At 63.7% G+C, this 25,380-nt stretch carries 21 protein-coding genes, 1 pseudogene and 1 riboswitch; of the genes and pseudogenes, 10 read left to right on the forward strand and 12 right to left on the reverse strand.

The window, feature by feature from the left end:
• Positions 1–30 precede the first annotated feature (30 nt).
• The 5 genes from gfa (at position 31) to ACYG97_RS10680 (ending at position 3,657) form a co-directional block, all read left to right on the forward strand.
• Complete coding sequence (gene gfa, locus ACYG97_RS10660; RefSeq protein WP_023691150.1) at positions 31–600, forward strand: S-(hydroxymethyl)glutathione synthase; 570 nt, start codon at positions 31–33, stop codon at positions 598–600.
• Positions 601–664: 64 nt separating this feature from the next.
• Entirely contained in the window at positions 665–1,138 is a 474-nt protein-coding gene (locus ACYG97_RS10665; RefSeq protein ID WP_023695438.1) for a YaiI/YqxD family protein, read from the forward strand.
• Between the two features lie 21 nt (positions 1,139–1,159).
• Positions 1,160–1,852 carry a DUF1345 domain-containing protein gene (locus ACYG97_RS10670; RefSeq protein ID WP_023734463.1) on the forward strand — a complete coding sequence of 231 codons (693 nt, stop codon included), beginning with the start codon at positions 1,160–1,162 and terminating at the stop codon, positions 1,850–1,852.
• A 136-nt stretch (positions 1,853–1,988) separates the two neighbouring features.
• Positions 1,989–2,864, forward strand: coding sequence for a cytochrome b/b6 domain-containing protein (locus ACYG97_RS10675; protein WP_023734464.1), 876 nt, complete (start codon positions 1,989–1,991; stop codon positions 2,862–2,864).
• A 1-nt stretch (position 2,865) separates the two neighbouring features.
• Positions 2,866–3,657: a molybdopterin-binding protein gene (locus tag ACYG97_RS10680; RefSeq protein ID WP_023734465.1), complete on the forward strand. Its 792-nt coding sequence runs from the start codon at positions 2,866–2,868 to the stop codon at positions 3,655–3,657.
• A gap of 151 nt (positions 3,658–3,808) precedes the next feature.
• On the opposite strand, the pseudogene ACYG97_RS10685 reads toward ACYG97_RS10680, so the two are convergent.
• A pseudogene (locus ACYG97_RS10685) lies at positions 3,809–4,809 on the reverse strand (hypothetical protein).
• A 199-nt stretch (positions 4,810–5,008) separates the two neighbouring features.
• Positions 5,009–5,095, forward strand: a riboswitch (glycine riboswitch).
• Between the two features lie 149 nt (positions 5,096–5,244).
• Here ACYG97_RS10685 and gcvT point away from each other — a divergent pair.
• Genes gcvT through gcvP form a run of 3 tightly spaced genes read left to right on the forward strand, consistent with a single transcriptional unit; the run spans position 5,245 to position 9,547 of the window.
• On the forward strand, positions 5,245–6,345 hold the full coding sequence (gcvT, locus tag ACYG97_RS10690; RefSeq protein ID WP_023691145.1) for a glycine cleavage system aminomethyltransferase GcvT: 1,101 nt from the start codon (positions 5,245–5,247) through the stop codon (positions 6,343–6,345).
• 5 nt (positions 6,346–6,350) lie between these two features.
• On the forward strand, positions 6,351–6,719 hold the full coding sequence (gcvH, locus tag ACYG97_RS10695) for a glycine cleavage system protein GcvH (protein ID WP_023688297.1): 369 nt from the start codon (positions 6,351–6,353) through the stop codon (positions 6,717–6,719).
• Positions 6,720–6,736: 17 nt separating this feature from the next.
• Positions 6,737–9,547: an aminomethyl-transferring glycine dehydrogenase gene (gene gcvP / locus ACYG97_RS10700; RefSeq protein ID WP_023734466.1), complete on the forward strand. Its 2,811-nt coding sequence runs from the start codon at positions 6,737–6,739 to the stop codon at positions 9,545–9,547.
• A 12-nt stretch (positions 9,548–9,559) separates the two neighbouring features.
• On the opposite strand, the gene ACYG97_RS10705 is transcribed toward gcvP, so the two are convergent.
• The 10 genes from ACYG97_RS10705 to cpaB all read right to left on the reverse strand — a co-directional run bounded on the left by ACYG97_RS10705 (position 9,560) and on the right by cpaB (position 19,757).
• Positions 9,560–10,723: a GGDEF domain-containing protein gene (locus tag ACYG97_RS10705; protein ID WP_023734467.1), complete on the reverse strand. Its 1,164-nt coding sequence runs from the start codon at positions 10,721–10,723 to the stop codon at positions 9,560–9,562.
• Positions 10,724–10,884: 161 nt separating this feature from the next.
• Complete coding sequence (locus ACYG97_RS10710; protein WP_023688294.1) at positions 10,885–11,355, reverse strand: hypothetical protein; 471 nt, start codon at positions 11,353–11,355, stop codon at positions 10,885–10,887.
• A 133-nt stretch (positions 11,356–11,488) separates the two neighbouring features.
• Positions 11,489–12,556 (reverse strand): PA3715 family protein, encoded by a 1,068-nt coding sequence (locus ACYG97_RS10715; protein ID WP_245260876.1) that lies wholly within the window; start codon positions 12,554–12,556, stop codon positions 11,489–11,491.
• Entirely contained in the window at positions 12,487–13,452 is a 966-nt protein-coding gene (locus tag ACYG97_RS10720; RefSeq protein WP_023688293.1) for a type II secretion system F family protein, read from the reverse strand. The genes ACYG97_RS10715 and ACYG97_RS10720 overlap by 70 nt, the downstream gene beginning before the upstream one ends.
• Before the next feature lies 1 nt (position 13,453).
• Positions 13,454–14,419, reverse strand: a complete 966-nt coding sequence (locus ACYG97_RS10725) for a type II secretion system F family protein (protein ID WP_023734469.1) — start codon at positions 14,417–14,419, stop codon at positions 13,454–13,456.
• A gap of 4 nt (positions 14,420–14,423) precedes the next feature.
• Entirely contained in the window at positions 14,424–15,845 is a 1,422-nt protein-coding gene (locus tag ACYG97_RS10730) for a CpaF family protein (protein ID WP_023667600.1), read from the reverse strand.
• The gene (locus ACYG97_RS10735; protein ID WP_023667601.1) at positions 15,842–17,056 is read right to left on the reverse strand and encodes an AAA family ATPase; all 1,215 of its coding nucleotides are present in this window, start codon (positions 17,054–17,056) and stop codon (positions 15,842–15,844) included. The genes ACYG97_RS10730 and ACYG97_RS10735 overlap by 4 nt, the downstream gene beginning before the upstream one ends.
• 45 nt (positions 17,057–17,101) lie before the next feature.
• Complete coding sequence (locus ACYG97_RS10740) at positions 17,102–17,368, reverse strand: hypothetical protein (RefSeq protein WP_023667602.1); 267 nt, start codon at positions 17,366–17,368, stop codon at positions 17,102–17,104.
• Between the two features lie 4 nt (positions 17,369–17,372).
• Positions 17,373–18,773 (reverse strand): type II and III secretion system protein family protein, encoded by a 1,401-nt coding sequence (locus tag ACYG97_RS10745; protein ID WP_031262407.1) that lies wholly within the window; start codon positions 18,771–18,773, stop codon positions 17,373–17,375.
• 78 nt (positions 18,774–18,851) lie between these two features.
• On the reverse strand, positions 18,852–19,757 hold the full coding sequence (gene cpaB / locus ACYG97_RS10750) for a Flp pilus assembly protein CpaB (RefSeq protein ID WP_023701208.1): 906 nt from the start codon (positions 19,755–19,757) through the stop codon (positions 18,852–18,854).
• A 256-nt stretch (positions 19,758–20,013) separates the two neighbouring features.
• On the opposite strand from cpaB, the gene parE reads away from it, so the two are divergent.
• Complete coding sequence (gene parE, locus ACYG97_RS10755; protein ID WP_023691142.1) at positions 20,014–22,068, forward strand: DNA topoisomerase IV subunit B; 2,055 nt, start codon at positions 20,014–20,016, stop codon at positions 22,066–22,068.
• A 102-nt stretch (positions 22,069–22,170) separates the two neighbouring features.
• Positions 22,171–24,240 (forward strand): FUSC family protein, encoded by a 2,070-nt coding sequence (locus tag ACYG97_RS10760; protein ID WP_023734471.1) that lies wholly within the window; start codon positions 22,171–22,173, stop codon positions 24,238–24,240.
• A gap of 4 nt (positions 24,241–24,244) precedes the next feature.
• Here the strand turns inward: ACYG97_RS10760 and ACYG97_RS10765 are convergent, their stop codons facing one another.
• Complete coding sequence (locus ACYG97_RS10765; RefSeq protein WP_023701210.1) at positions 24,245–25,366, reverse strand: DUF2336 domain-containing protein; 1,122 nt, start codon at positions 25,364–25,366, stop codon at positions 24,245–24,247.
• Positions 25,367–25,380: the final 14 nt, after the last annotated feature.

Raw genomic sequence — 25,380 nt, forward strand, 5'->3', positions numbered from 1 at the left:
GTTGCACAGGTTCAACAAGGGAGGAAGACAATGCCTGAGAAACTGCATCCCAAAATCGACAATGGCTTGCCAAAGGAGAGCGCAAGCTTTGCCGGCGGCACGCTGGTCTGCGCCTGCACCAGCAAGCCGGTGAAGGTGACGGTCAAGGGCCAGATCGCCCACAACCATGCCTGCGGCTGCACCAAATGCTGGAAGCCTGACGGCGCGGTGTTCTCGGTCGTGGCCGTAGCCGGCACTGGCGACGTCACCGTCACCGAGAATGGCGACAAGCTGAAGGTGGTCGATCCGGCAGCATTGATCCAGCGCCATGCCTGCACCGGTTGCGGCGTCCACATGCACGGCCCGGTCGAGCGCGATCATCCGTTCAAGGGTCTGTCCTTCATCCATCCCGAGCGCTTCGAGGAAGACGGCTGGTCACCGCCGGGCTTCACCGCTTTCGTCTCGTCGATCATCGAATCCGGTGTCGACCCCAAGCGCATGGACGGCATTCGCGGCCAGTTGAAATCGATCGGCCTCGAACCCTATGACTGTCTCAACCCCGGCCTGATGGATTACATAGCCACCTGGACGGCGAAGAAGTCGGGCGCGCTGCCGGCCTGACGGTACGAGATTTCTGGCATGGGGCCGGGTAACATGCCGGCCCCATGTCCGTTTTGGAGAGATAATGCCCGCACCCGCCATCTACGTCGACGCCGACGCCTGCCCGGTGAAAGCCGAGGTCGAGAAGGTCGCCGAGCGCCATGGCGTGGTCGTCACCTACGTCTCCAATGGCGGGCTGCGTCCGTCGCGCGATCCGATGATTCGCAACGTCGTCGTCTCTAAAAGCGCCGATGCCGCTGACGATTGGATCGTCGAGAACGCAAAACCCAACGACATCGTGATCACCGCCGACATCCCGCTTGCCGCTCGCACCGTGGCGCTCGGCGCGCATGTGCTTGGGCCAACCGGCCGGCCGTTCACGCCGGAGACCATCGGCATGGCGGTTGCAATGCGCGATTTGAAGCAGCATCTGCGCGAAACCGGCGAGAGCAAGGGCTACAATGCCAGCTTTGCGCCACAGGATCGCTCGCGTTTCCTGGGTGAGCTCGACCGTATCTTGCGGCGGGCTCTGAAATCCGTCACACCCGACCAGACGTGAAGCATCATCCGAGGTCGGGCTATGGCCGACACATCGCCGAATAACCCCTTGCAGCGGCACAAGCAGTTCTTTGTGTCGCTAGCCGTCGGTCTGGTCGTATTTGCCGCGGTATTGCCTTTGATTGGATCGCTCCCCCTCTCCACGCGGCTTGCTTATTCGATTTCGATTGCCGCCGATGCGTTCTTCGTCGTCTTCATCGCGCTCGTGATCGCCAAGATGCCGCTGCTGTCCGGCCGCTATCTCAGCAAGAACGCGCGCGAACTGGACCTCCCAGTGCTGGGCATCTTTGCCATCACGCTCGGCATCGTCGCCATGGCCATCGTCCTGCTGTTCCTTTTGATCAATCACAAGGATCGCGACCCCATCGAACTCGGCTTCGCCATGCTGTCGATCCCGCTTGGCTGGTTCACCATCCATGCCATGGCCGCCCTCCACTATGCGCATGTCTACTGGATGGACGGCGACGCGATGGATACGGAAACCAAGAAGAAAATGCCGGTCGGCGGCCTCGATTTTCCCGGCAGCAAACGGCCGGACGGTTGGGACTTTCTCTATTTCGCGACGGTGATCGGCATGACCGCGCAGACCGCCGACACCGCGATCACGACCTCGCATATGCGCCGGGTGGTGCTTGTCCATTCGATCCTGTCGTTCTTCTTCAACGCCGTCATCGTCGCCGCCGTCGTCAATCTCGCGGTGAGCCTCGGCAATTGAGTATCCGTGCCCGCGATAAACCCGTGCCCGTAATAAAAACGTGACCGCATGAAACATCGCTTTCGATAGCGACGTATTGGGAGGACAAGGACGAGCGCGGCCATCCCAGGATCGCGCTGCCGGAGGCGAGGAAAAGATGGAAACCATTACCGTGAGTCAGCCCGGCGCAGGCGTCGATGCCGCCTCAACGAAGGATGCGACGCTGATCTACCGGCAATCGCGCTGGACCCGCCTGACGCACTGGCTGTGGGCGATCTCGCTGTTCTTCATGCTTTTGTCCGGCCTGCAGATCTTCAATGCCCGGCCGCAGCTCTACATCGGCAAGCAATCCGGCTTCGAGTACAACAACACCGTCTTTGCCATCGGCGCCGAAAACACCGCCACCGGCCCGCGCGGCTATACCGAAATCTTCGGCCATCGCTTCGACACCACAGGCGTGCTCGGCTGGTCGGGCCCGGCCGGGCAGCAAACGTCGCGTGCCTTCCCGTCCTGGGCGACAATCCCGTCCTATTACGATCTCGGCACCGCCCGCGTCGTGCATTTCTTCTTCGCCTGGATACTGACAACCACCTTGGTCGTCTGGCTGGTCGCCAGCCTGGTCAACGGCCATCTGCGCCGCGATCTGGCGCCGCGCCTTGACGATCTCAAGCGGCTGCCGCAGGACATCATCGAGCACGCCAAGCTCAGGTTCCACCACACACGCGAATACAACACGCTGCAGAAAATGGCCTATAGCGGCGTGCTGTTCGTGCTGTTGCCACTCATGATCATCACCGGCCTTGCCATGTCGCCGAGCATGAACTCGGTGCTGCCCTGGCTCAACGAACTGCTCGGCGGAAGGCAGACGGCGCGCACCATCCATTTCACGGTGATGGTGCTGCTGGTCGGCTTTTTCATCGTCCATATGATGATGATCCTCGCCGCCGGCCCGATCAACGAACTGCGCTCGATCATCACCGGCTGGTACCGCACCGATCCGCCAAGGCATGGCGACACCGAGAGGAGTGCGTGAGATGGCCAAATTCCAGATCAGCCGCCGAAAGTTCCTGACGGGCGCCGGCCTCGGCGTTTCCGGCATCATGTTGTCGGGCTGCGATGCCTTCGACAGCCAGCTCGGCATGGGCGACGGCCTGCGCAGTTTCCTCGAAAACGCCAATGGCCTGACCTACCGCGCGCAACGCTGGCTTGCCGGCCGCGATGCTCTGGCGCCGGAATTCACCGAGGCCGACATCCGCCAGCCGCAGCGGCCGAACGGCGTCACCGCGCCCGACGATGACACCTACAAGGGCCTGCTCGCCAACAATTTCGCCGACTGGCGGCTGGAGGTAACGGGCCTGGTCGAAAAGCCGCTGTCGCTCAGCCGCGAGCAGTTGGAGAACATGCCGAGCCGCACGCAGATCACCCGCCACGACTGTGTCGAAGGCTGGAGCTGCATCGCCAAATGGACCGGCACCCCGCTGTCGCTGGTGCTCGACCAGGCTGTGGTCAAGCCGCAGGCCCGCTATGTCATGTTCCACTGCCTCGATACGATCGATCGCAGCCTCTCCGGGGAAATCAAATATTACGGCACCATCCACCTGATCGATGCCCGCCACCCGCAGACGATCCTCGCCTACGGCCTCAACGGCAAGCCGCTGCCGGTCGAAAACGGCGCGCCGCTGCGCGTGCGCGTCGAACGACAGCTCGGCTACAAGATGCCGAAGTATCTCTACAAGATCGAGCTCGTCGACAGTTTTGCCAATATCGGCGGCGGCCGCGGCGGCTATTGGGAAGACAATGGCTATGACTGGTATGGCGGGATTTGATGGCCTCGCATTCTGACCGAGCACGATCTGACTCCGACCGAACCGAGCTTGCCTGAGGAAGCCGGTTTCGAGCGCGTGGCCGAACTTGGCGATTGGCCTGAAGACACTCCAATATCGTCCTCTACAAAACGGTCGCAGAAAACGGCGCGGCTTAAGCAACCTTGTCGAGCAGTGGCTTGAGCGCCGGATGTATCTCCGGCGAGGCGAGTTTGATCAGCGTCAGCAGCGCGCGTTCATTGTCACGCAGCGGGCGGTCGGTGCCGATGCGATCGGCCAGCCATTTCGCCTCGCTGGCGTCGATCGTCTCGGCGCGGCGCGCGAGTGCCTCGGCGGCACGGTTCTTCGACTCCCATTCGGCCTCGATATCGCCGGGCGAACGATAGGCTTCCATGATGCCGGCCAGTCCGCCCGACACCATGCGGCTGAAGAAGCCACCAATTTCGGGCTCGACCTGGTCCAAGAAACTGTCACGACGCAGCGCCACATCGCGCGTCGGCGCTTCGTAGCCGGCCGAACACATGACGAAATTGGCGAGCGCCTTGACGAACAGGTCGTTCCAGGACGGGTCGTTGTGGGCCGCTGCGGTCTGCTCGTTGATCTGGAACAGCACCTCGGCCTCAACCCGTGTGATGGCGATGTTACCGTCGCCGCCATAGGCATGGAGAATGCGGCGCAACAGATCGACCTCTGCCTTGGCGACCAGCCCGGGAACCAGCGCGCCGCCGAGCATCAGTGGTCCCTTGCCGTCGACCACCGCGTTGGCGACCTGCTCGAGCGCATAGGCGGAGAGCCGGCCGGGCGATGATTTCGCCCTTTCCAGCACAGCACCAGCAGCTCCAGTTCGGTCACACTGTCGACCATTCCGTCGCGCGAGATGGTCTGGATCAGCCAACCGGCATTGTCTTCAGAGATATAGCCTGCCGGCTTTTCCTGGTGGACGATGTAGTCGGTAACGGCCTCGACGAAGAATTCAGGCCATTGCGGGCATTTGTCCGTCGCTGTCGCATCGAGCGCGAACAGTGCTTCAGCCTCGCCGCGCGTCACCACGCCGTCGGCGAACACTTCGCGACGCAGCATGACGACATCTTCCGCCGTGATGCGGTCCTTCGAGGCCAGCCCCGCCACCGGCGCGCTCCCGATCCGTTCGCCCATCTGTCAATCCCCATCCGCCGTGCCCAACGCAATTGCCGGCCAAACCGTCAGCCCAGAATATCGCCATTGTCTTGAAAAACCGGCAAACGGCGTGGTTAGCGAAGACTGTAAAGACGACGCGCTTTACGTGTCGCTGGCAGGTGACAAGGTGTCGCCGACAAGCTATGGATGGCGCGTCGAGGGCTTAAGTTTTGAGTCCTACCTGTTTGCGGGAGAGAGCAGCGCGAGCTGCCGCCGAAGGGGAAATCGCCCGAAATCTCTCAGGCAAAAGAACCGTAGACGGGAAAGACACTCTGGAAAGTCGGGGCTTGCCCCCGCGCCGAAGGTGTAAGCGTCGCCGACAGAGTTCCGGTTGCGCGAGTCTCTCAGGCTTCAGACAGAGGGGCACGGACTGGTCGCCAGCAGCGGCCGATTGCGTGCGACTCTGGAGATGACATGACGGGCGACGACACCAAACACCTTCCTCTCGAAGATCTGCACACCGCCGCCGGCGCACGCTTTGGCGCCTTTGCGGGCTGGTCGATGCCGCTGACCTATCCGGCCGGCGTGATGAAGGAGCACCTTCACACCCGCGAACATGCCGGCCTGTTCGACATTTCGCATATGAAGCTGTTCGCTGTCAGCGGACCGGGCGCTGCGGCACTGCTCAACCGCGCCAGTCCGCTCGATGCCGGCGCGCTTGAGATTTCACAGTCCAAATATAGTTTCTTCCTCAACGAGGCCGCCGGGATCATCGACGATCTGATCGTCACCCGGCTCGGCGCCGAGCGCTTCATGGTGGTCGCCAACGCCGGGAATGCGGTCGAGGACGAGAAGCATTTGCGTGCGCTGGCCGCGGACTTCGACGTCAAAGTCGATGCGCTCGACCGCGTCTTCCTGGCGATCCAGGGGCCGGAAGCCTGGGCTGCCTTGTCCCGCGCCGGCATCGAGACCGGCTCACTCTTGTTCATGCATGGCATCGAGCCGAAGCAAAACTGGTTCATGAGCCGCTCCGGCTACACCGGCGAGGACGGCTTCGAGATCGGCCTGCCGGAGGCGGATGCGCGCGCTCTGGTCACGAAACTGCTCGAGGACGAGCGTGTGTTGTGGATCGGCCTTGCTGCCCGCGACTCGCTGCGGTTGGAGGCCGGCCTGTGCCTGCACGGCCAGGACATCACGCCGGAGATCGATCCGGCGAGTGCCGGCCTGATGTGGGCGATCCCCAAAGATCTCCGCGCCGGCGGGTCCTTCATCGGCGCCGATGCGCTGCGGTCCATCCTGGAGCGCGGGCCGTCGCAAAAGCGCGTCGGCCTGAAGCCGGACGGCCGCCAGCCGGTGCGCGCCGGCGCTGCTTTGTTCGATGCCGACGGCGATCCGGCCGGCTACGTGACATCAGGCGGCTTCGGCCCGTCGGCCGGCCATCCCGTCGCCATGGGCTATGTGTCAACGGCCTTGGCCAAGCCGGGCACGAAACTGTTCGCCGACGTTCGCGGGACGAAAATCCCGGTCGATATCAGTTCCTTGCCCTTCACTCCTCATCGCTACCGCAAAGGATAATTCCGATGGCAAAAACCTATTTCACACAAGATCACGAATGGCTGAGCGTCGAGGGAGGCATCGCCACCGTCGGGATAACCGACTATGCGCAGGAACAGCTTGGCGATCTCGTCTTCGTCGAACTGCCTCAAATCGGCACGAAGCTCAGCAAGGGCGATACCGCCGTGGTCGTCGAATCCGTCAAGGCGGCCTCCGATGTTTATGCGCCGGTTGACGGCGAGATCACCGACGCCAACGGCGCGCTGTCCTCGGACCCGTCGCTGGTCAACTCCGCTGCGACCGGCGACGGCTGGCTGTGGAAGATGAAGCTCGCCGACGAAGGCCAACTCGCAGGCCTCATGGATGAGGCCGCCTACAAAGCCCATATCGGTTGATATCAGGACCTATTGCCATGAGCGCAGCACTTACCCCCTTCTCGGCCCGCCACATCGGTCCTGATGTAAACGATGTCAGAGCCATGCTTGCCGTGATCGGCGTTCCCTCTGTCGAGACGCTGATCAGCCAGGCTGTGCCGCAGTCGATCCGCCTCGATCTGCCGCTGACCCTTCCCGCGCCGGCGAGCGAAGCCGAAGCGCTGGCCGAATTGTCGGCGATCATGGCAAAAAACACGGTGCTGAAGAGCTTCATCGGCGCCGGCTATCACGGCGTCCACGTGCCGCCGGTCATCCAGCGCAACCTGTTCGAGAACCCGGCCTGGTACACCGCCTATACGCCCTACCAGGCCGAGATCAGCCAGGGCCGCCTGGAAATGCTGTTCAACTTCCAGACCCTGGTCACCGAATTGACCGGCCTGCCGGTGGCCTCGGCTTCCCTGCTCGACGAAGCGACGGCGGTGGCCGAAGCGGTCGGCATCGCGCTGCGCCATCATCGCGACAAGCGCACCAAGGTAGCGCTGGCCGGCACGCCGCATCCGCAGACGCTGGACGTCGTGCGCACCCGCGCCGAGCCGCTCGGCATCGAGATCGATGGCGAGACCATCGACGACAACACCGCCGCCCTGCTGGTCTCCTGGCCGGACACGTTTGGCGTCTATGGCGACCACAAGGCGGCGATCGAGAAGGCTCGCGCCACGGGCGCCGTGGTCGTCTTCATCGCCGATCCGCTTGCGCTCACGCTGACCGAAGCGCCGGCCAGGCTTGGCGCCGACATCGCCGTCGGCCCGATGCAGCGCTTTGGCGTGCCGATGGGCTTTGGCGGCCCGCACGCCGCCTATTGCGCCGTCTCCGACAAGCTGACCCGGCTGATGCCCGGCCGCCTCGTCGGCCAGTCGATCGACAGCAAGGGCCGTCCCGGCTATCGCCTCGCCCTGCAGACGCGCGAACAGCACATCCGCCGTGACAAGGCGACCTCCAACATCTGCACCGCGCAGGCGCTGCTTGCTAACATGGCGACGGCCTACGCGATCTGGCACGGCCCCACTGGTTTGCAGGCGATCGCAGGGCGCATCCATGAGCTCGCCAACCGCCTCGCAGCAGGCCTGAAAACCGCCGGTGTTTCCGTGCTCGGCTCAAGCCGTTTCGACACGGTGACGGCCGAAGTGAAGGGCAAGGCAGATTCGATCGCCGCTGCCGCTGAAAGAGGTGGCCGGCTGCTGCGCGTCATCGATGCCGACCGCATCAGCATCGCCTTCGACGAAACCTCGACCGAGGCGGATCTCGAGGCTATCGCCGCCCTGTTCGGCGCCAAGTCCGGCGCTACTGAGGCCGGCGCGATGCCCGGCAAGCCGCGCGGCAAGGAGTTTCTGACCCAGCCGGTTTTCCGCGAAAACCACTCCGAGACCGACATGATGCGCCTGCTGCGCAGGCTAGCCGACAAGGATTTGGCGCTCGACCGCACCATGATCCCGCTGGGCTCCTGCACCATGAAGCTCAACGCGGCGGCCGAAATGATGCCGGTCAGCTGGCCTGTTGTCGCCAACCTCCATCCCTTCGCGCCGGCCAGCCATTCGGCCGGCTATCGCGCCATGGTCGGCGAGCTGGAAGGCTGGCTGGCGGAGATCACCGGCTTCGACGCCGTCAGCCTGCAGCCCAATGCCGGCAGCCAAGGCGAATATGCCGGTCTGCTCGCCATCCGCGCCTATCATCGCGCGCGAGGTGAAGGCCATCGCACCATCTGCCTGATCCCCCAGTCCGCGCATGGCACCAATCCGGCGAGTGCGGCGATGGCCGGCATGAGCGTCGTCGTCGTGCGTTGCCTGGAGGACGGCAATATCGACATGGACGATATGCGGGCCAAGGCCAACGAGCATTCGACCAATCTCGCAGCTCTGATGTTCACCTATCCCTCGACGCACGGCGTCTACGAGGAAGGCGCGCGCCACCTGTGCGCTCTCATCCACGAACATGGCGGCCAGGTCTATTTCGACGGCGCCAACCTTAACGCGCTGGTCGCCCTGGCGCGGCCCGCCGACATCGGCGCCGATGTCTGCCACATGAACCTGCACAAGACCTTCTGCATCCCGCATGGCGGCGGCGGTCCGGGCGTCGGTCCGATCGGCGTCAGGGCGCATCTGAAACCCTATCTGCCGGGTCATGTCACGGAGGGCTCGGCGCATGCCGTGTCCGCTGCCCCGTTCGGCAGCGCTTCCATCCTGCCGATCACCTGGATGTACATCCGCATGATGGGGGCCGCCGGCCTGAAGCAGGCGACGGAGACGGCGATCATCTCGGCCAACTATGTGGCGACGCGGCTCGCGCCGCACTTCCCGCTTCTCTACAAGGGCAGGCACGATCGCATCGCGCATGAATGCATCCTCGACACGCGCGTGCTCAAGGAGAGCGCCGGCATCAGCGTCGACGATATCGCCAAGCGGCTGATCGACTACGGTTTTCACGCGCCGACCATGTCGTTCCCTGTCGCCGGCACGCTGATGGTCGAGCCGACCGAATCCGAGCCCAAGCGCGAGCTCGACCGGTTCTGCGAGGCGATGATCGCCATTGCCGGCGAGGCCGCGAAAGTGGCGAAGGGTGAATGGCCGCTCGAAGACAACCCGCTGGTCAATGCCCCGCACACGGCGGCCGAAACCCTTGCCGGCCAGTGGACCCACCCCTATTCGCGGCTGGAAGCGGCCTACCCCGCCGGCGATGTCGACACAGCGGCCAAATACTGGCCGCCGGTCTCGCGCATCGACAATGTCGCCGGCGACCGCAACCTCGTCTGCTCCTGCCCGCCGCTGTCGGAATATCTCGGCGCCGCCGAATAACACTCTGGCCTGTCAGGCTGAGCGCAGGGCCGGTCCGTCGGCTTTGCCGTTGAGGACAAGCACGCGATTTCGCCCGGCGTTCTTGGCCGCGTAGAGCGCCCGGTCGGCCTCGGCCAGCACTTCATCCAGGCTGCTGCCGTCTTCCTTGCCAAAGCCAATGCCGCCGCTGACGCTGCTGCGCAACGGCCCGCGCGGCGTCGGCACCACTTCCGTGCCGAAGGCGACGCCGATCCTGCTGGCGAGATCGTAGGCCTTGTCTTCGGTCATCCGAGACATGACCAACGCGAACTCCTCGCCGCCCAGCCGGAAGGCGTCGACGCCAACCCTGTCATACTTCTTGATGACTGCGGCGAAACGGCAGAGCACCCGGTCGCCGACGGGATGGCCATAGATGTCGTTGGTCCGCTTGAAGTGGTCGAGATCGAACATGGCGACCGACATGAATGAGCCGAAGACGCGCTCGCCATAAAGCGAGTTCAAAGCCCGCCGGTTCATGAGACCGGTCAACGGGTCGGTCAAGGTCTCGGCCTTCAGTTCTATCTGTGCCTGCAGATGATGCAGCGACAGCGTCAGCGCGCCGAGAGCCGTCATGCAGGCGACCGCCACGACCGAATTCAACCGCTCGGCCCAATTGTCGGGTGCGACGCCGAGCACCCACTGGCCCTTGACCAGAAGCACGGCGCCGCAGAGCCCGAAGGATACGCCGCAGACGCCGCTTAGCGCCGAAACGACCAGCAGAATGCCGCGATCCTGACCGCCCTTGATCCAGAACATCACCCCGATCGAGGCGAGCAGCACTGTTACCGTCGTATAGGTGAGGATGAAGCCGACACCATCGAAACCGAGATAGGTCACGCCGGCGCAGACAGCGATCGCGAACATGGCCGGCAGGACAGCGCGGCTGTAATTGCGCACACCGAGATATTGCATGGCCGAAAGTGAAAGCGCCAGGAAACCGAGGCTGAGCAGCGCCAACGCTGCCTGACAAAGCAACGGACTGGGCTCCCTCGTGTAGCGCCAGAAGACGATGACGTGGGCGACAAGGACGAGAATGCCGCACGCAACCGTCAGCACGAAGCGTGCACGCGGCGCCGTGAACCAGATCACAAACATGGTGACGCTCAGGCATGTGCCCGACAGCGCAGCCGCCAGCAATAGCGAACTGAAATCCAGCATGGATGAGCGGCAACCTTTGGGATCTTCGATTTGTGGCGCATCATAGGCATGCAACCGGCCGGAGATACCGTTTTCGGCCGGTTTTCAAAGCAACCTGCCGACAGGGTTTACAAAGCGTCGACTGCCGTCCCGCGAAGCTCGGCACGCGAGTGTCCCTAGTCTCAGCCCTTGTTGAGCAGCGCCAGATTGGCGTTCACCACGCTCGGGTCGGCCATGCCGGCCCTTGCTTCCATGAGCAGCGCTCTCGCCTTCTTCTTGTTGCCGCGCAGCAGCTGCGAATAGCCCATATTGTTGACAATCTGCGGCTTGCGCCCGGCAACTTTCAAAAGCTGGTCGTAGGCGCGGTCGGCGAAGTCGAAGCGGCCGAGTTCGTCATAGGAGGCGGCAAGCCCCATCCATCCCTCGGCACTGTCGGCCTTCAGTTCCACAGCCTTGCGGAAATGCTGTTCGGCAAGGCCGTAATTGGCCTCGCGGAACTGCGCCTTGCCTTGCGCAAGGTCGGAGGTGCTGACGTCTTTTGCCACCGGTTGGATCGATGTGGTCTTGGTTTTGTCGACGTTGTCGGTCGTGCAGCCGCCGACCATCAAGACCGCCGCTAGCGCGGCCATTGCCGTGAAACTTCTGTGACGCATGCCCCTGGCCCCAATCGCCCGATTTACCGGGTCGTTCTCTGAGGAAGCAGACTACAACAGGGCGATTAAACTTCAGTGCGGAAACGCGCCTAAAATTTGGTTTCGGGCACAGAAGCCATTAACCAACCGAAGCCTATTCCGGCTCCAGCGCCTTGAGCCCCGCCGGAAACTGATAGCGCCTGCCGTCGTAGCGCAGCCGGTAGGTTCGTTTCATGGACCTGCCGGGATGGGACTGGCACTCGCCATTCTTGTCGACAGACGGATTGTCGGTGTCCAACCGCTCGAACACTGTGATGTCGTGATAGCCGTGATGTCTCGCCGGGCTCATCGCCAGGCTGACCCGGTTGGATTGAAAGGATCCTGCGCAATTGGTGTCGCCTTCGCCGCCAAAGCCGGCCACGATGATGCCGTCGAGCACCAGGCGCAGAGCACCGCCGTCAAGGGCATAGAGCCGCAGGTCGGTTTCACTGAAAGGATTCGGCTGCGAATGGTTTGCCATGTCGATGCGCAGGCCGAAGGCGCCGACATCGGGCGCCAATCTGTAGCGCCCGGTATCGAAGTCGATCCCGCGGATGCCGACGGCATCATCGGTCATCAGCCCGGGTTGGAGCAGGCGCTGGCGCACCTGCCGGGTCTTCCTGTCGACGACCAGAAGCTCGACATCGCCGACATGCCCGTCGTCGCTGGATTGGGAGCTGTCGATCAGCGGCACGGCGACCAACAACAGGTCGTCATGGGCGGGCCAGATCTTGCAGACCACGCCGAATGGCGTATCGCCATCCCAAAGCGTCTGGGCGATGCTGGTATGAGGTTCGAGCGTGAAGGAGGCGCCATCGGCACTCTTTTGGGCCTTGGGATATGCCTGCTGCACCAGAGCGGCAGCGTCGCCGCAATCGTCGGCCGCGGCCGAGGCCGGCGACAGACTGGCCGCGGCGAGGCCGAGGAAGGCGGTGCACAAGACTATTCGCATGGACGGCTCACTCATTTTGCTTTTTGCGGATTTTGCCGAAGGAGAGCGGCCAAACCGGCCGGATATGACATCCAGGCGAAGCGTAGTTGAAGTGAGTAACCGCAGAAAGCCGCCGGGCGGCCACTTGGTATCTACTGCCTTGGTATCTACTGCCTTGGTATCTACTGAACCGCCGTCATTTTGACGATGATCGGGATGACGGCGATCATCAGCACCACCGGCAGGATGCACACCACCACCGGCACCGACATCTTGGCCGGCAAGGCATGTGCCTTCTCCTCGGCCAACGACATGCGCTTGTGGCGCATTTCGTCGGAGAACACGCGCAGCGCCCCGGCGAGGCTGGTGCCGAGTTCCTTCGACTGCTGCAAGAGCGTGGCGAAGGAGCGCACCTCGTCCAGGCTGAGGCGGTCGGCGAGCGCCTTCAATGCATCGTCGAGGCTGCGGCCGGCCCTGAGTTCCAGCGACACCAGCTGCAGGTTCTGGCTCAGCGACGGATAGGTCTTGGCCAGTTCCTTCGAGACGCGCTCGATGCCGGCCTCCATGCTCATGCCGGCATCGGAGCAGACGATCATCAAATCCATGAAGTCGGGAAAGCCGTTGCGGTATTCGCGCATCTTTTCCCGCACCTTCTGGCTGAGCACCAGGCCGGGCACGAAATAGCCGGCGGCTCCCGACAGGATGATGAAGGTCCAGCGGCTGGTCGCGGTGGAATCGACGCTGCCCATCCAATGGTTGACCAGGAACGCGCCGATCGCTGCGCCCACCAGGCAGGCGAAGCGGATCAGGAAGAATGTGCCGACCGCGCGCGGCTCCATATAGCCCGCCTGGATCAGCTTCATACGCAGCCGGGCGACATTTTCCGGATCGCTCTTGGCGTAGAATTCCTGCGCCCGCTTCACCGCCTTCTCGCGCACGACGCTCTGGTTCTTCTTCGGCGCCACCTCGGCCTGTTGGGGAGTCTTGCTGTCGTCGATCTTGAGCCGGCGCTTGAGATCGTTGCGGTCGCCTTTGGCCACCACCAGCGGCCATGCCACCGCGCTGCCGCCCAATGCCAGCAGCATCGCGGCTACCGGCATCAGCGACGTCGGCGCCAGCGAGGCAAGAAACTGGATCACCTGCTCCATCTCAGAACCGGAAGTTCGACATCTTGAACATGATGATGTTGCCCAGCATCAGCCATGTCACCGAACCGCCCAGCAGATACCAGGTCTTCGGCACATCCCAGACGCTTTGATAAAATTGCGGCATCATCACCATGATGGCGGCGAACAGCAGCGCCGGCACCGCCGTCAGGATATAGGCCGACATACGACCCTCGGTCGAAATGGCGCGCACCTTGCGGCGCAGCTTGCCGCGTTCGCGGATCGTCGTCGACAGCCCGTCGAGGATCTCGCGCAGATTGCCGCCCGAACTCGTCTGGATGGAAACCGCGGTGACGAACAGCGGCAGATCCTCCTGGCCGACGCGATCAAACAGTGAATTCAACGCCGAAACCAGGTCGGAACCATAAGTCACCTCGTCGGAGATAACGCCGAATTCGGTGCCGATCGGATCGGGCATCTCGCGCGACACCATGGAGATCGCCACCGGAACCGGATGCCCGGCCTTCAAGCCGCGCGTGATCAATTCCAGCGCCTCCGGCAACTGCACGCCGAAACGCTTCACCCGCCGGGCACGCTTGGAACGCAGCACAATTACCGGCAGCAGCGCTTTCAGCACCACAAACAGCAAAATGGCGAGCAACAGCGGCAGGCCGTACCAGAGCGCGACGAGCATCATCGCCAGCGCCACGCCCGTCGTCATCGTCAGGAATTTCGGCAAGGGCATCACCATGCCAGACTGCGTGCGCAGCGCGCGAAAACGGTCGGGCGAGAAGAATGACGTGCCGGAATCGAGGCCGCGTTCCTTGCGCAGCTGGATCAGCACCTGTTCCTGGCTGATCTTGTTTTCCTGCAGCTTCATGCGCCGGTTGATAGCCAGGCGCTTGTCGCTGCGGCCGGCATAGAGCAGATAGCAGCCTTCGGCGATCATGATGCCGGTCAGCGCTGCCGCGGCATAGACGACATAGATCGGGCTGAAATTCTCGAACACCCGGCTACTCCTGCGGCCGGCCGGGTTCGAAATATTTGCCGGGGAATTCAATGCCCATATTGCGCAGGTCCTCGAGGAAACGCGGGCGAATGCCGGTCGCCTCGTAGTGACCGAGGATCTTGCCGTCGGCTTCCATGCCGGTGCGCACGAAGCGGAATATCTCCTGCATCTGGATGACGTCGCCTTCCATGCCGGTCACCTCGGCGACGCTGGTCACCTTGCGCTTGCCGTCCGACAGTCGCGTCAGCTGGACGATAAGGTCGAGCGCGCTGGCGATCTGGCTGCGGATCGACTGCACCGTCATCGGCATGCCGGTCATGCCCAGCATCTGCTCGAGGCGCGAAATGGCGTCGCGCGGCGTGTTGGCGTGGATGGTCGCCATCGAGCCTTCATGGCCGGTGTTCATCGCCTGCAGCATGTCGAAGGCCTCCTCGCCGCGGCACTCGCCGAGGATGACGCGGTCAGGGCGCATGCGCAGCGCGTTCTTGACCAGGTCGCGCTGCTTCAGCTCGCCATGACCTTCGATGTTGGCGGGGCGCGTTTCCATGCGCGCGACATGCGGCTGCTGCAGCTGCAGTTCGGCCGCGTCCTCGATGGTGATCAACCGTTCGTCTTCCGGAATAAAGGCTGACAATGCGTTGAGCATTGTCGTCTTGCCGGTGCCGGTACCGCCCGAGATGATGGTCGTTTTGCGGGCGTGGACTGCAGCCGCCAGCACCTCGGCCATGTTCTGGGTGATGGCGCCGAACTCGACCAGCTTGTGCAGGCCGAGCTTGTTCTTTGAAAACTTGCGGATCGACACCAGCGGCCCGTCGACGGCGACCGGGCGAATGGCGGCGTTGAAGCGCGAGCCGTCGAGCATGCGGGCATCGACCATCGGCTGCGATTCGTCGACCCGGCGGCCGACGGCGGCGACGATCTTGTTGACGATGCGCAACAGGTGCGCCTCGTCCTTGAACGGGATATGGACCTGCTGCAGCTTGCCCCGTTTTTCGACGAAGCAGTTCTGGTGGCCGTTGATCAGGATGTCGTTGATGTCGGGGTCCTTGAGCAGCGGTTCCAGCGGGCCGAGGCCGACCATCTCATCGACGATGTCATCGACCAGCGCTTCAAGTTCGACGGTGTTGATCGCCATACGCTCCTGGCGGGTCTTTTCCGACACGAACTCCTGCACCTGCCGGCGCATCTCATCCTTGGGCAGGCGCTCCAGCGCGACCAGGTTGATTTCCTCGAGCAGCAGCCGGTGGATGCGCACGCGGGCATCGAGCACCTTGTTGGCGCTTTTTCCCGGTGTTGTCTCCGGCTTCGGCGGCAAGGCCTTTCGGTTCGTCGGGATGACCACGGCGTGATGCGCGACCGGCGCCGCCTCGGCCGGCTTCAGCGCGCGGACGTCACGGTTCTGCAGGGTCGAGAAGCGGCTGGTCATCCGGCTTTCCTCTTCAGGAGGCCCCTGCCGATGCCGAACAGCGAGCGCGATTTCTCCGGCGTCACCACGGCTTCTTCCGGCAGGATGATCCTCTTCAGATCGTTGACGACATTGGCGTTCGGGTCGATCTCATGCAGCGGCACGCCGCGGTCGACCGCTTCACGCACAAGCCGGTAATTGTTGGAGATGCCGCCGACGAAATGCTCGCCCAGGATTTCCTGGACATCCGCCTGCTTGATGCCGTTGTCGAACATCTTCTGCTCGAAACGATTGACGATGACGTTCGGCTTCACTTCCTTGCCGGCCGTCTCGTAGACCGCCTGGATCAGCCGCTGCGTGTGGCGCAGGCATGGCACCGTCATTTCGGCGACGATGTAGAGCTTGTTGGAGCCGAGCAGCACCGTCTCCGTCCACGGAAACCAGGTGCGCGGCATGTCGATGACGACGTTATCGAAATAGGCCGAGACGAGATCGAGCATGCGCACCACGACATCGGTCTTGAACGAGCGCATTTCCGACGGATGCGTTGGCGCCGCCAGCACGCAGAGCCCGCTCGCATGCTTGGACAGCATCACATCCAGCAGCTGACGGTCGAGGCGCTCGGGCTGGTTCTCGATTTCGGTGATGTCGAAGCGCGGCTCGAGGTCGAGATATTCGGCGCAGGCGCCTTGCTGGAAATTGAGGTCGACCACGCAGGTCGACGCGCCGCGCGTCACCGAATGATGCAGCTGGAAGGCGGTCTGCAGCGCCAGCGTCGTGGTGCCGACGCCGCCGGCGGCCGGCATGAAGGTATAGATCTGCGACTCGGTGTTTTCCTCGCGCCCCGGCCCTTGCAGCGCGCGCACGACCGACCGCACCAGATCGGCGGTGGTGATCGGCTTGACCAGGAAATCGGCGACCTGGAGCTGCACCAGGATACGCACTGCGGCTGCGTTGAATTCCTGGGTGACGACGACCACCGGAACGCGGCCTTCAAGCCGGCGCATGATGCGCTGCAGCGACTCGATCTCTTCCAGCTTTGCCGCATCCATGTCGACGATGAGCGCGCCGAAATCGGCTTCCTGGACCTCGCCGCGCAGTTCGGTAATGTTCTTCTCGACGGTCGAAAGCTGGATCACCTCCGAGGCCGCGAACGCGGTGCGCGTATCCTGCGCAAAGGTCCGGTCGCTGGACACCAGCAGGATCTTCTTGGTCTTGATGCCGCTTGCCATTTTGTCAGCCTGTCAGGTCATTCCCGGTCAAATCACCGGGGCAAATCAATCGGTTGTCGCTGTCGGTTGCACGGCCTTGGCAGCAGCAGCCTGGTCGGCGGCGTTGACTGCCGCCTCACTGCGCTGCGCCGGCACCAGCAGCCTGGTGTTCTGGACGCCGTATTTCCAGGGATCGACCATCTGCATGGCCGTATTGGCGGCCTGTGCGTTGCCGGCGGCAATCGTCGGTCCCTCGGAGCGGACATAGTCGTCGCTGGTGCAGCCGCCGGCGAGGCCGGCGATCAGCAGGGCGATGCATGATTCCACGCGCATGGCTTCAATCCTTCGGCAGGTCGAGGAAATGCCCGACGGTGGTGACCGCGGCCGGCTGTGGCGTACTGCCGCTGGCCATTGCCACTGCACGATTGGCTTCGGACGATTTCACTTCCTCGGTGTTGTTGAGGAAATAGTCGACATTGCTGGCCGGCTGCGTGCCGTCGGTCGGCTCGAGCAGCTTCTTCGACGGATCGACCGGCTTGACCAGATAGGGGGTGACGATGATCACCAGATCGGTCTCGCGCCGCTGATAGGATTTGGAGGAGAACAGCGAGCCGAGCACCGGCAGCTTGCCGAGGCCGGGTAGACGCGATGTGGTAATGTCGTTCTGTGACTGCAGCAGGCCGGCGATCATGAAGCTCTGGCCATTCTTCAGGTCGACGGATGTTTTGGCGCGGCGCACGATAAAGCCCGGGACCGAGATATTGCCGATATTGTAGGAGGCCGAAGCGTCGATCGAGGACACTTCCGGCGCGATGTCGAGGCTCACCAGCCCGTCCTTGAGAACCGTCGGCGTGAAGTCGAGGCTGACGCCGTATTTCTTGTAGCTGACGGAAATCTTGCCATTGTCCTCGGAGACCGGGATCGGGAACTCGCCGCCGGCGAGGAAGCTTGCCGTCTGGCCCGAGCGGGCGATCAGGTTCGGCTCGGCCAGCCGCCTGGCGAGACCACGTTCCTCCAGCGCCTTGATGGCGACGTCGATCGACAGGCCGTTGGACAGCAGCCGGCCGATGATCTCGCCATTGCCGGCTCCCGGCACCGTGCCAGGATCGAGGGTGACGTCGCGCCCGCCAATGCCGTAAGCGAAATTGGCGCTGTATTTGGCGCCGAGATCCTGTCCGGCCTGGCGATTGATCTCGACGAAGCGGACGTTGAGCTGAACCTGCTGCGAGGACGAGATGTTGACCGAATTGATCACTTCTTCATTGCCGGAGAAGCGGCTGGCGATCTTGCTTGCCTTCTCGGCGGCGACCGCGTCATCGGCCTCGCCCGACAGCACGACGCGGCCATTGGCCGAGCCGACCTTGATCTTGGCGTCCGGCACGCTGGCGCGAATGGTGCTGGCCAGCTGGTCGGTGTCCAGCGTCACCTCGATGTCGACGGTGCCGACCAACTGCTTGTTCTCGTCGAACAGCGCGATGCCGGTGGTGCCGAGATTGTTGCCCAGCACATAGAAGGATTTGTCGGTCAGCGGATTGACGTTGGCGATCTCCGGATCGCCGATGACGATCTGGTAGAAGGCGGCATTGGTCATGACCGTCTTCGGCTTGCCCTTGGCTACCTTGATCGACGCATTCGTTGTGGACGAGACATGGACGATATCGTTGTCGGCCTTGGCTGGCGCACTGAGGCCGAGCATTGCGGCCGCGGCCAGGCAAGCCCCCACCGCAAGCGCCCGCATTGGGCGCAGCCCTTTCGTAGTTCGAAATGCATGAAGTCCCGACATCTGTCCCGTCCCTCGCCCGGTCCCCACCGGCAGTTATTGCTGGTCCCGCGCAGGAACCTGGTATTCTTCGACCTGCGTGCCGCGCGTCACGATGATCGTCTTGAATTTCGGCTTCTCAGGCTCCTTGGTCGCGGCAGTGAACAGCGCGCCGGCAGCGGCCTGGACGCCGGAGGCGACCGATCCGCCGAAGGACGAGATGGTGGTGACGCCGTCCTTGGCGGCCCCTCCGTCTGCGGCCGAGCGGAGCGACAGCGACAAGGTGCCGACGGTGCGGGCAAGCGCCACTTTCTGCGCGCCTTCGGTCGTCACCTCGATGGTGACGGAATTGGCGATCTGCGGTGCGGTCTGGCGCTCGTCGGCGCCCTGCCCCACGGTCAGCACCTTGGCGTCGGAGACGACAATCTCGGAGGTAACGGTCGATCCGGCAGCGCCCTGTGCGTTCTTGGCCACTTCCTGGATTTCGCCCGCATCGCGTGTCAGCACCACGTCGACCCGGTCGCCCGGCATGACGAAGCCGCCGACACCGGCGATCTCGTCGGTGCGGATTGTCACCGCCCGCATGCCGGGCGTCATCATGTTTGATAGCGTCGCGCGGCCGTTCGGCCCCGACAATTTGCTGATCAGCACCGGCTCGTTGACCTCGATCGGCGACAATACCACGCGGCTGCCTTCGGCGAGCAATGCATTGACTGTGGTGAACGCGCCCTGCGGCACCGAATCCTCGGACCATGGGATTTCGCTGAGCTGCGCCCGGTCAAGCTCCATGCCGTAACGCAGCGGCGCGTTGGCCACCACTATGGTCTTGAAGACGACCTTGGGGACGGCGGGCGCCGGGATCGACGCCGTTTTCTCTTCGGCATCGGCCTTGGCCTGGCTTTTCACCCAGAAATCCGCGGCAAAGATTGAAATCGCGCCGAAGACGGCAGCGATGCCAATCATCGTTATGGCCTTGCCCCTCACAACCAACCCCTGACATTCGTGGTCTTTTGTTTTGTTGAGGCGACGCTAGGCCGCTTTGTTAAAGATTCAGGAATCGCGGCCGCTCTCGCTGGACCTATTTCCGCCGGCTTGGTTATCGAAAGGTTTTAGGATAAGAAGGGTTTAATCCCCGAACGTAACAGGAACTTCCGTCGCTTGGCGCCGAAAAGCGTGGCAGTATCGACGGGTGATTCGCGGCACGGATTCTATGGTAGGCATGGACGACAACAACGATCTTTTCGGCAATCTGGAAAAGCAGCCCCAACCGGCTCGGACACCTTCGCGCCCGGCCGACCCGCTGGTGCAGGCCACGAAGCGTCCTGCCGCGACCAAGGACGGCAGCGAGGGCTATAGCGCCGCCGACATCGAGGTGCTGGAGGGGCTGGAGCCGGTGCGGCGCCGTCCCGGCATGTATATTGGCGGCACCGACGACAAGGCGATGCACCATCTGTTTGCCGAGGTCATCGATAATTCGATGGACGAGGCGGTCGCCGGCCATGCCACCTTCATCGATGTCGAGCTGTCGGCCGACGGGTTTCTGACCGTCACCGACAATGGCCGCGGCATTCCGGTCGATCCGCATCCGAAATTCAAGAAACCGGCGCTCGAAGTCATCATGACGACGCTGCATTCGGGCGGCAAGTTCGATAGCAAGGTCTATGAGACCTCCGGCGGTCTGCACGGTGTCGGCGTCTCGGTCGTCAATGCGCTGTCGGACCATCTCGAAGTCGAGGTCGCGCGCGGTCGCCAGCTTTACCGCCAAAGGTTCTCGCGCGGCGTTCCGGTGAGCGGGCTGGAGCAGCTCGGCGAAGTGCACAACCGGCGCGGCACCAAAATCCGCTTCCATCCCGACGAGCAGATTTTCGGCAAGGGCGCCGCCTTCGAGCCGGCGCGGCTCTATCGCATGACCCGCTCGAAAGCCTATCTGTTCGGCGGCGTCGAGATCCGCTGGAGCTGCGACCCATCGCTGATCAAGGAAAAGGACCAGACGCCGGCCAAGGCGGAGTTCCATTTCCCCGGCGGCTTGAAGGACTATCTCAAGGCATCGCTCGGCGATGATTTCCAGGTGACCCGCGAAATCTTCGCCGGCAAGAGCGAGAAGCAGGGCGGCCACGGTTCGCTGGAATGGGCGGTGACCTGGTTCGGCGGTGACGGCTTCGTCAACTCCTACTGCAACACAATCCCGACCGGCGAAGGCGGCACGCATGAGGCCGGCTTTCGCAATGTGCTGACGCGCGGGCTTCGGGCCTATGCCGACCTGGTCGGCAACAAGCGCGCCTCGATCGTCACCTCCGAAGACGTGATGATCTCGGCGGCAGGCATGCTGTCGGTGTTTATTCGCGAGCCGGAATTCGTCGGCCAGACCAAGGACAGGCTGGCAACGATCGAAGCCATTCGCATTGTCGAGACCGCCATCCGCGATCCCTTCGACCACTGGCTGGCCGACAATCCGCAGGAAGCCTCCAAGCTGCTGGAATGGGTGATTGCGCGCGCCGACGAGCGGGTGCGCCGGCGCCAGGAAAAGGAAGTGTCGCGCAAGAGCGCGGTGCGCAAGCTGCGCCTTCCCGGCAAGCTCGCCGACTGCACGCAGAATGCCGCCGCGGGCGCCGAACTGTTCATCGTCGAAGGCGACTCGGCCGGCGGCTCGGCCAAGCAGGCGCGCGACCGCGCCAGCCAGGCGGTGCTGCCGCTGCGCGGAAAAATCCTCAACGTCGCCAGCGCCGGCAACGACAAGCTCGCCGCCAACCAGCAGATTTCGGACCTGATTCAGGCGCTCGGTTGCGGCACGCGCTCGAAATACCGCGACGAGGATTTGCGCTACGACCGCGTGATCATCATGACCGACGCCGACGTCGACGGCGCTCACATAGCCTCGCTGCTGATCACCTTCTTCTACCAGGAAATGCCGAACCTGGTGAATGGCGGCCATCTCTATCTGGCGGTGCCGCCGCTCTATTCGATCCGGCAAGGCGGCAAGGTTGCCTATGCCAGGGACGATGCGCACAAGGACGAGCTGTTGCGCACCGAATTCACCGGCCGCGCCAAGGTCGAGATCGGCCGTTTCAAGGGCTTGGGGGAAATGATGGCCGCGCAGCTCAAGGAAACCACCATGGACCCGAGGAAGCGCACGCTGCTCCGGGTCGATGTGATCGACGCCGTGGCGGCGACCAAGGATGCTGTCGACGCGCTGATGGGCACCAAGCCGGAAGCCCGCTTCCGCTTCATCCAGGAACGCGCCGAATTCGCCGCGACGGAAGTGCTGGATATCTGAGCGCCGGCCGACTCTTCGTTTTGACGCAGTTCCGGGCGGAAAACCGTTTCAAACTTTTCCTGGAATTGCTCTAGCCTGCACTTCCGATACGGAGACCAGCTTGTGATCCGGGCGCGGCTGAAGAGCTACTTCGAAACCAGTTTGGCGGGCCTGACGCAGCCGACGCGCTCGGATTGGATTTTCGCCCTGCGCACGGTTTCGGCCGGTCTGATCGCGCTTCTCGCTGCTTACGCGTTGAAACTCGACCACCCGCAATGGGCGATGATGACGGTCTTCATCGTCGCCCAGCCGGTCGCCGGCATGGTGCTGGCGAAAGGTTTTTACCGGCTGCTCGGCACGCTGGCCGGTGGACTTGCGGCGATCGGCATCACCTCGGTTTTCGGCACCAATCCCTGGCTGCTGGTCACGGCGCTGTCCGTCTGGATTGGGCTGTGCACGCTGGTTTCGTCGCTGCTGCGCAATCCGGAAGCCTATGGCGCCGCACTTGCCGGCTATACCGCGATGATCATTGGGCTGCCGGCTTTCGGCCAGCCGCACGTGGTCGTCGATCTCGCTGTCGCGCGCTGCGCCGAGATCGTGCTCGGCATCGTCTGCGCCGGCCTGACCAGCCGGCTGATCCTGCCCAAGCTGGCCGCTGACGCCATCATCTCCAGGCTGAAGCGCAGCATCCTCGACCTTGCAACCTATGCAGGCGGCGCTTTTTCCGGTGGCGACCCGGCGACGCTGGCCGGCCTGCACCGCAAGCTGATCACCGACGCCCAGATGCTGGCCGAGATGCGCGCCTATGCCCGGCTCGAAGCACCGAGCTTCGCCACCCGCGCCCATCCGGTCCGCCTAACCATCGGTCAGCTTCTCTCGGCGCTGTCGGCGGCGCGCGCGCTGCATTCGCATGCCGCGCCGAAAAACGCAGCGCTCATTCCGGTACGCTCCGAACTGCAGTCGTTGGTCAGCGAGCTGGCAGCGACGCCCGAGGCGCTGGACGACACGTCGCCCTGGGTGACGCGGCTCGACGCGATTGCCGGCAAGGCCCGGCAAATGCCCGACGCCTCGACCGATCAGGGCGACGACAGGGTCGGCACCATAACCCGCCTCACCATCGCCGCCGATTTCGCCGAAGCCTTCAAGCAGGTGCTGCGCGGCCTCGACGCCCTGCGCGCACCGGTGACGGGCCCCAGCCGGAGCAACAGGCAGCCGCCTGCGCTGGTGGTGCACCGCGATTATCCCGGGGCTTCGCGCAATGCCATACGCGCCGGCCTTGCCACGTTGGCGGTCGCCGCCTTCTGGCTGACGACGAAATGGTCCGACGCGGCCGGCACTGTCATCCTCGTTGCCGTCGTCTCCAGTCTTTTCGCCTCGCGGCCTGACCCGGTGCGGGTGTCCTGGGGCTTCTTCAAGGGAACGCTGCTGGCTTTGCCCTTTGCCTTCCTTGTCGGCCAGGTCGCGCTGCCTGCTTTGCCCGGCTTCGGCTGGTTCACGCTGTTTGTCGTGCCGATCCTGGTACCGACGGCGCTGGGCATGGCCAATCCGCGCACCGTCGGCGTGGCGACGGCCTTTGCCATCAATTTCCTCGCCTTCCTCAGCCCGCATCAGGCGATGACCTATGCCCCAGGCCCGTTTTTCGCCGGCTCGGCGTCGGTGCTGGTCGGCATCCTGCTGGCGATCGGCGTCTTCATCGTGGTGCTGCCGGTGGATCCATGGCGCGCGGCCAACCGCATCGTGCGGGCCATGCGCGAGGATCTGGCGCGGCTGTGTCTGCACGAGCGGGTACCGCGGCGTTCGGCCTTCGAGAGTCTGGCCTATGACCGCATCAACCAGCTGATGCCGCTCTTGCAGAATGCCGGCAGGAAAGGCGATGCGATCCTGGGCGGCGGGGTCGCCGCCGTTACCGTCGGCCTCGAAATCCTGCGCCTGCGCGCCGCGCAGCAGAGCCCGTCCACTCCTACCGACACCGCGGTCTCGATCGCCAATTTCCTGCGCGGCCTCGCGCGTGAACTGCTCTTTCGCGCAACCGGCGATCCACAGACAGCAACCATCACTGTGGCCCGGCAATATGCAGCAGGCCTCTCAGAGCGCAGCAGCAGTGCGGATATGCTGCAAATCGCAGCCTCGCTGCGCATCATCGCCGCCGCGATCGAAGACTTTCCGGATTTTTTTGCGAGGGATCGCGGCTAGGGCGTCAGGCCGCGGCTATCGCCAGCGCATGCCCGCGCGCGTTTTCCCGCAGCGCGTCGAGGTGGATCGACTTGACCAGGCCGGCGAGATCGCCCTCGGTGGCCGGACCGCCGAGCTCCTTCAGCATCAGCCAGCTGACCTCCTGCACGCCGGCGAGGCGCTTGCCGTTGGCGACTTCGCGCCAGATTTTGAGCGCGCGCAGGATGATGCCATGGGTGGAAGCGGCAAGGCCGGCGCCGCGGAACAGCGCCTGCAACGCAACGTCCTGGCCGCCTGCGAGCAAGGCCCGCACCCGCTGCTCCGACTGCTGGCTGAGCGCAACCAGGGCCGAGCCGAAAAAGTCGACCTTGCCGTGGGCAATGGCACGGATGATGAAACTTGCGGTCAGGTCGCCGCGCAGGCGCAGATGTTCGATAAGTGCCGCATGTTCCTCCGCGCGCGTGCCTTCGACCAGCCGCACCGAAGCCTTGACGCAAGCATCGCGCGTGACGCGCTCGGCTCTGGCCGCCCCCATCAGCGCCATCACCAGCGGCGAAGCCTTCAGCGTTTCGCCGAGCTTGACCAGTAGCATGTGCCGGCAGTCGGCCGGCAGCCGCACATCCGTGACCATTGCCTCGCGCAAATGAGCGATATGGCCATGCCGCTCGGCGATGCGGCGGAAGGAGAGCGAGGCTATGTCGGCGCCGTCATTGGCGAGCAGCGCCGCACACGCTTCCGGTTCGCCGATCTCGGCGATCGCCGCGGCAACCGCCATCGAAACGACCGGCCGGTCGGCGATCAGTTTTTGCGTCGCCTTGTGCCCGGCCGCGACGCGGTCGATCAGGTCGGCGTCCGTCAGCAGCGGGGAGCGCGCCAGCACCAGGGCTGCCACTTCCGGCTGATCGGAGGCAAGCGCGCTGATGATCTGCAGCGGCGCGTGATGGCTCATCGACAGCGCTTCGGCCATAGCCAGCCGCACCTTCGACGAGGCGTCGTCGAGCAGCAGCGTCAGCGCCGCTTCGGCCGCGCAACGGTCTTCGAAAGGCAGGTCGGAATTGACGTAGGCGCGGGCCAGCGCGCTCGCCGCCGCGGCGCGCTCCGAAACTCTCGCGGTGTAGATCCATTTGAGAAAATGCGAGACAACCATACTGCCTGCTACGC

The sequence above is a fragment of the Mesorhizobium sp. W067 genome, assembly GCF_054719525.1.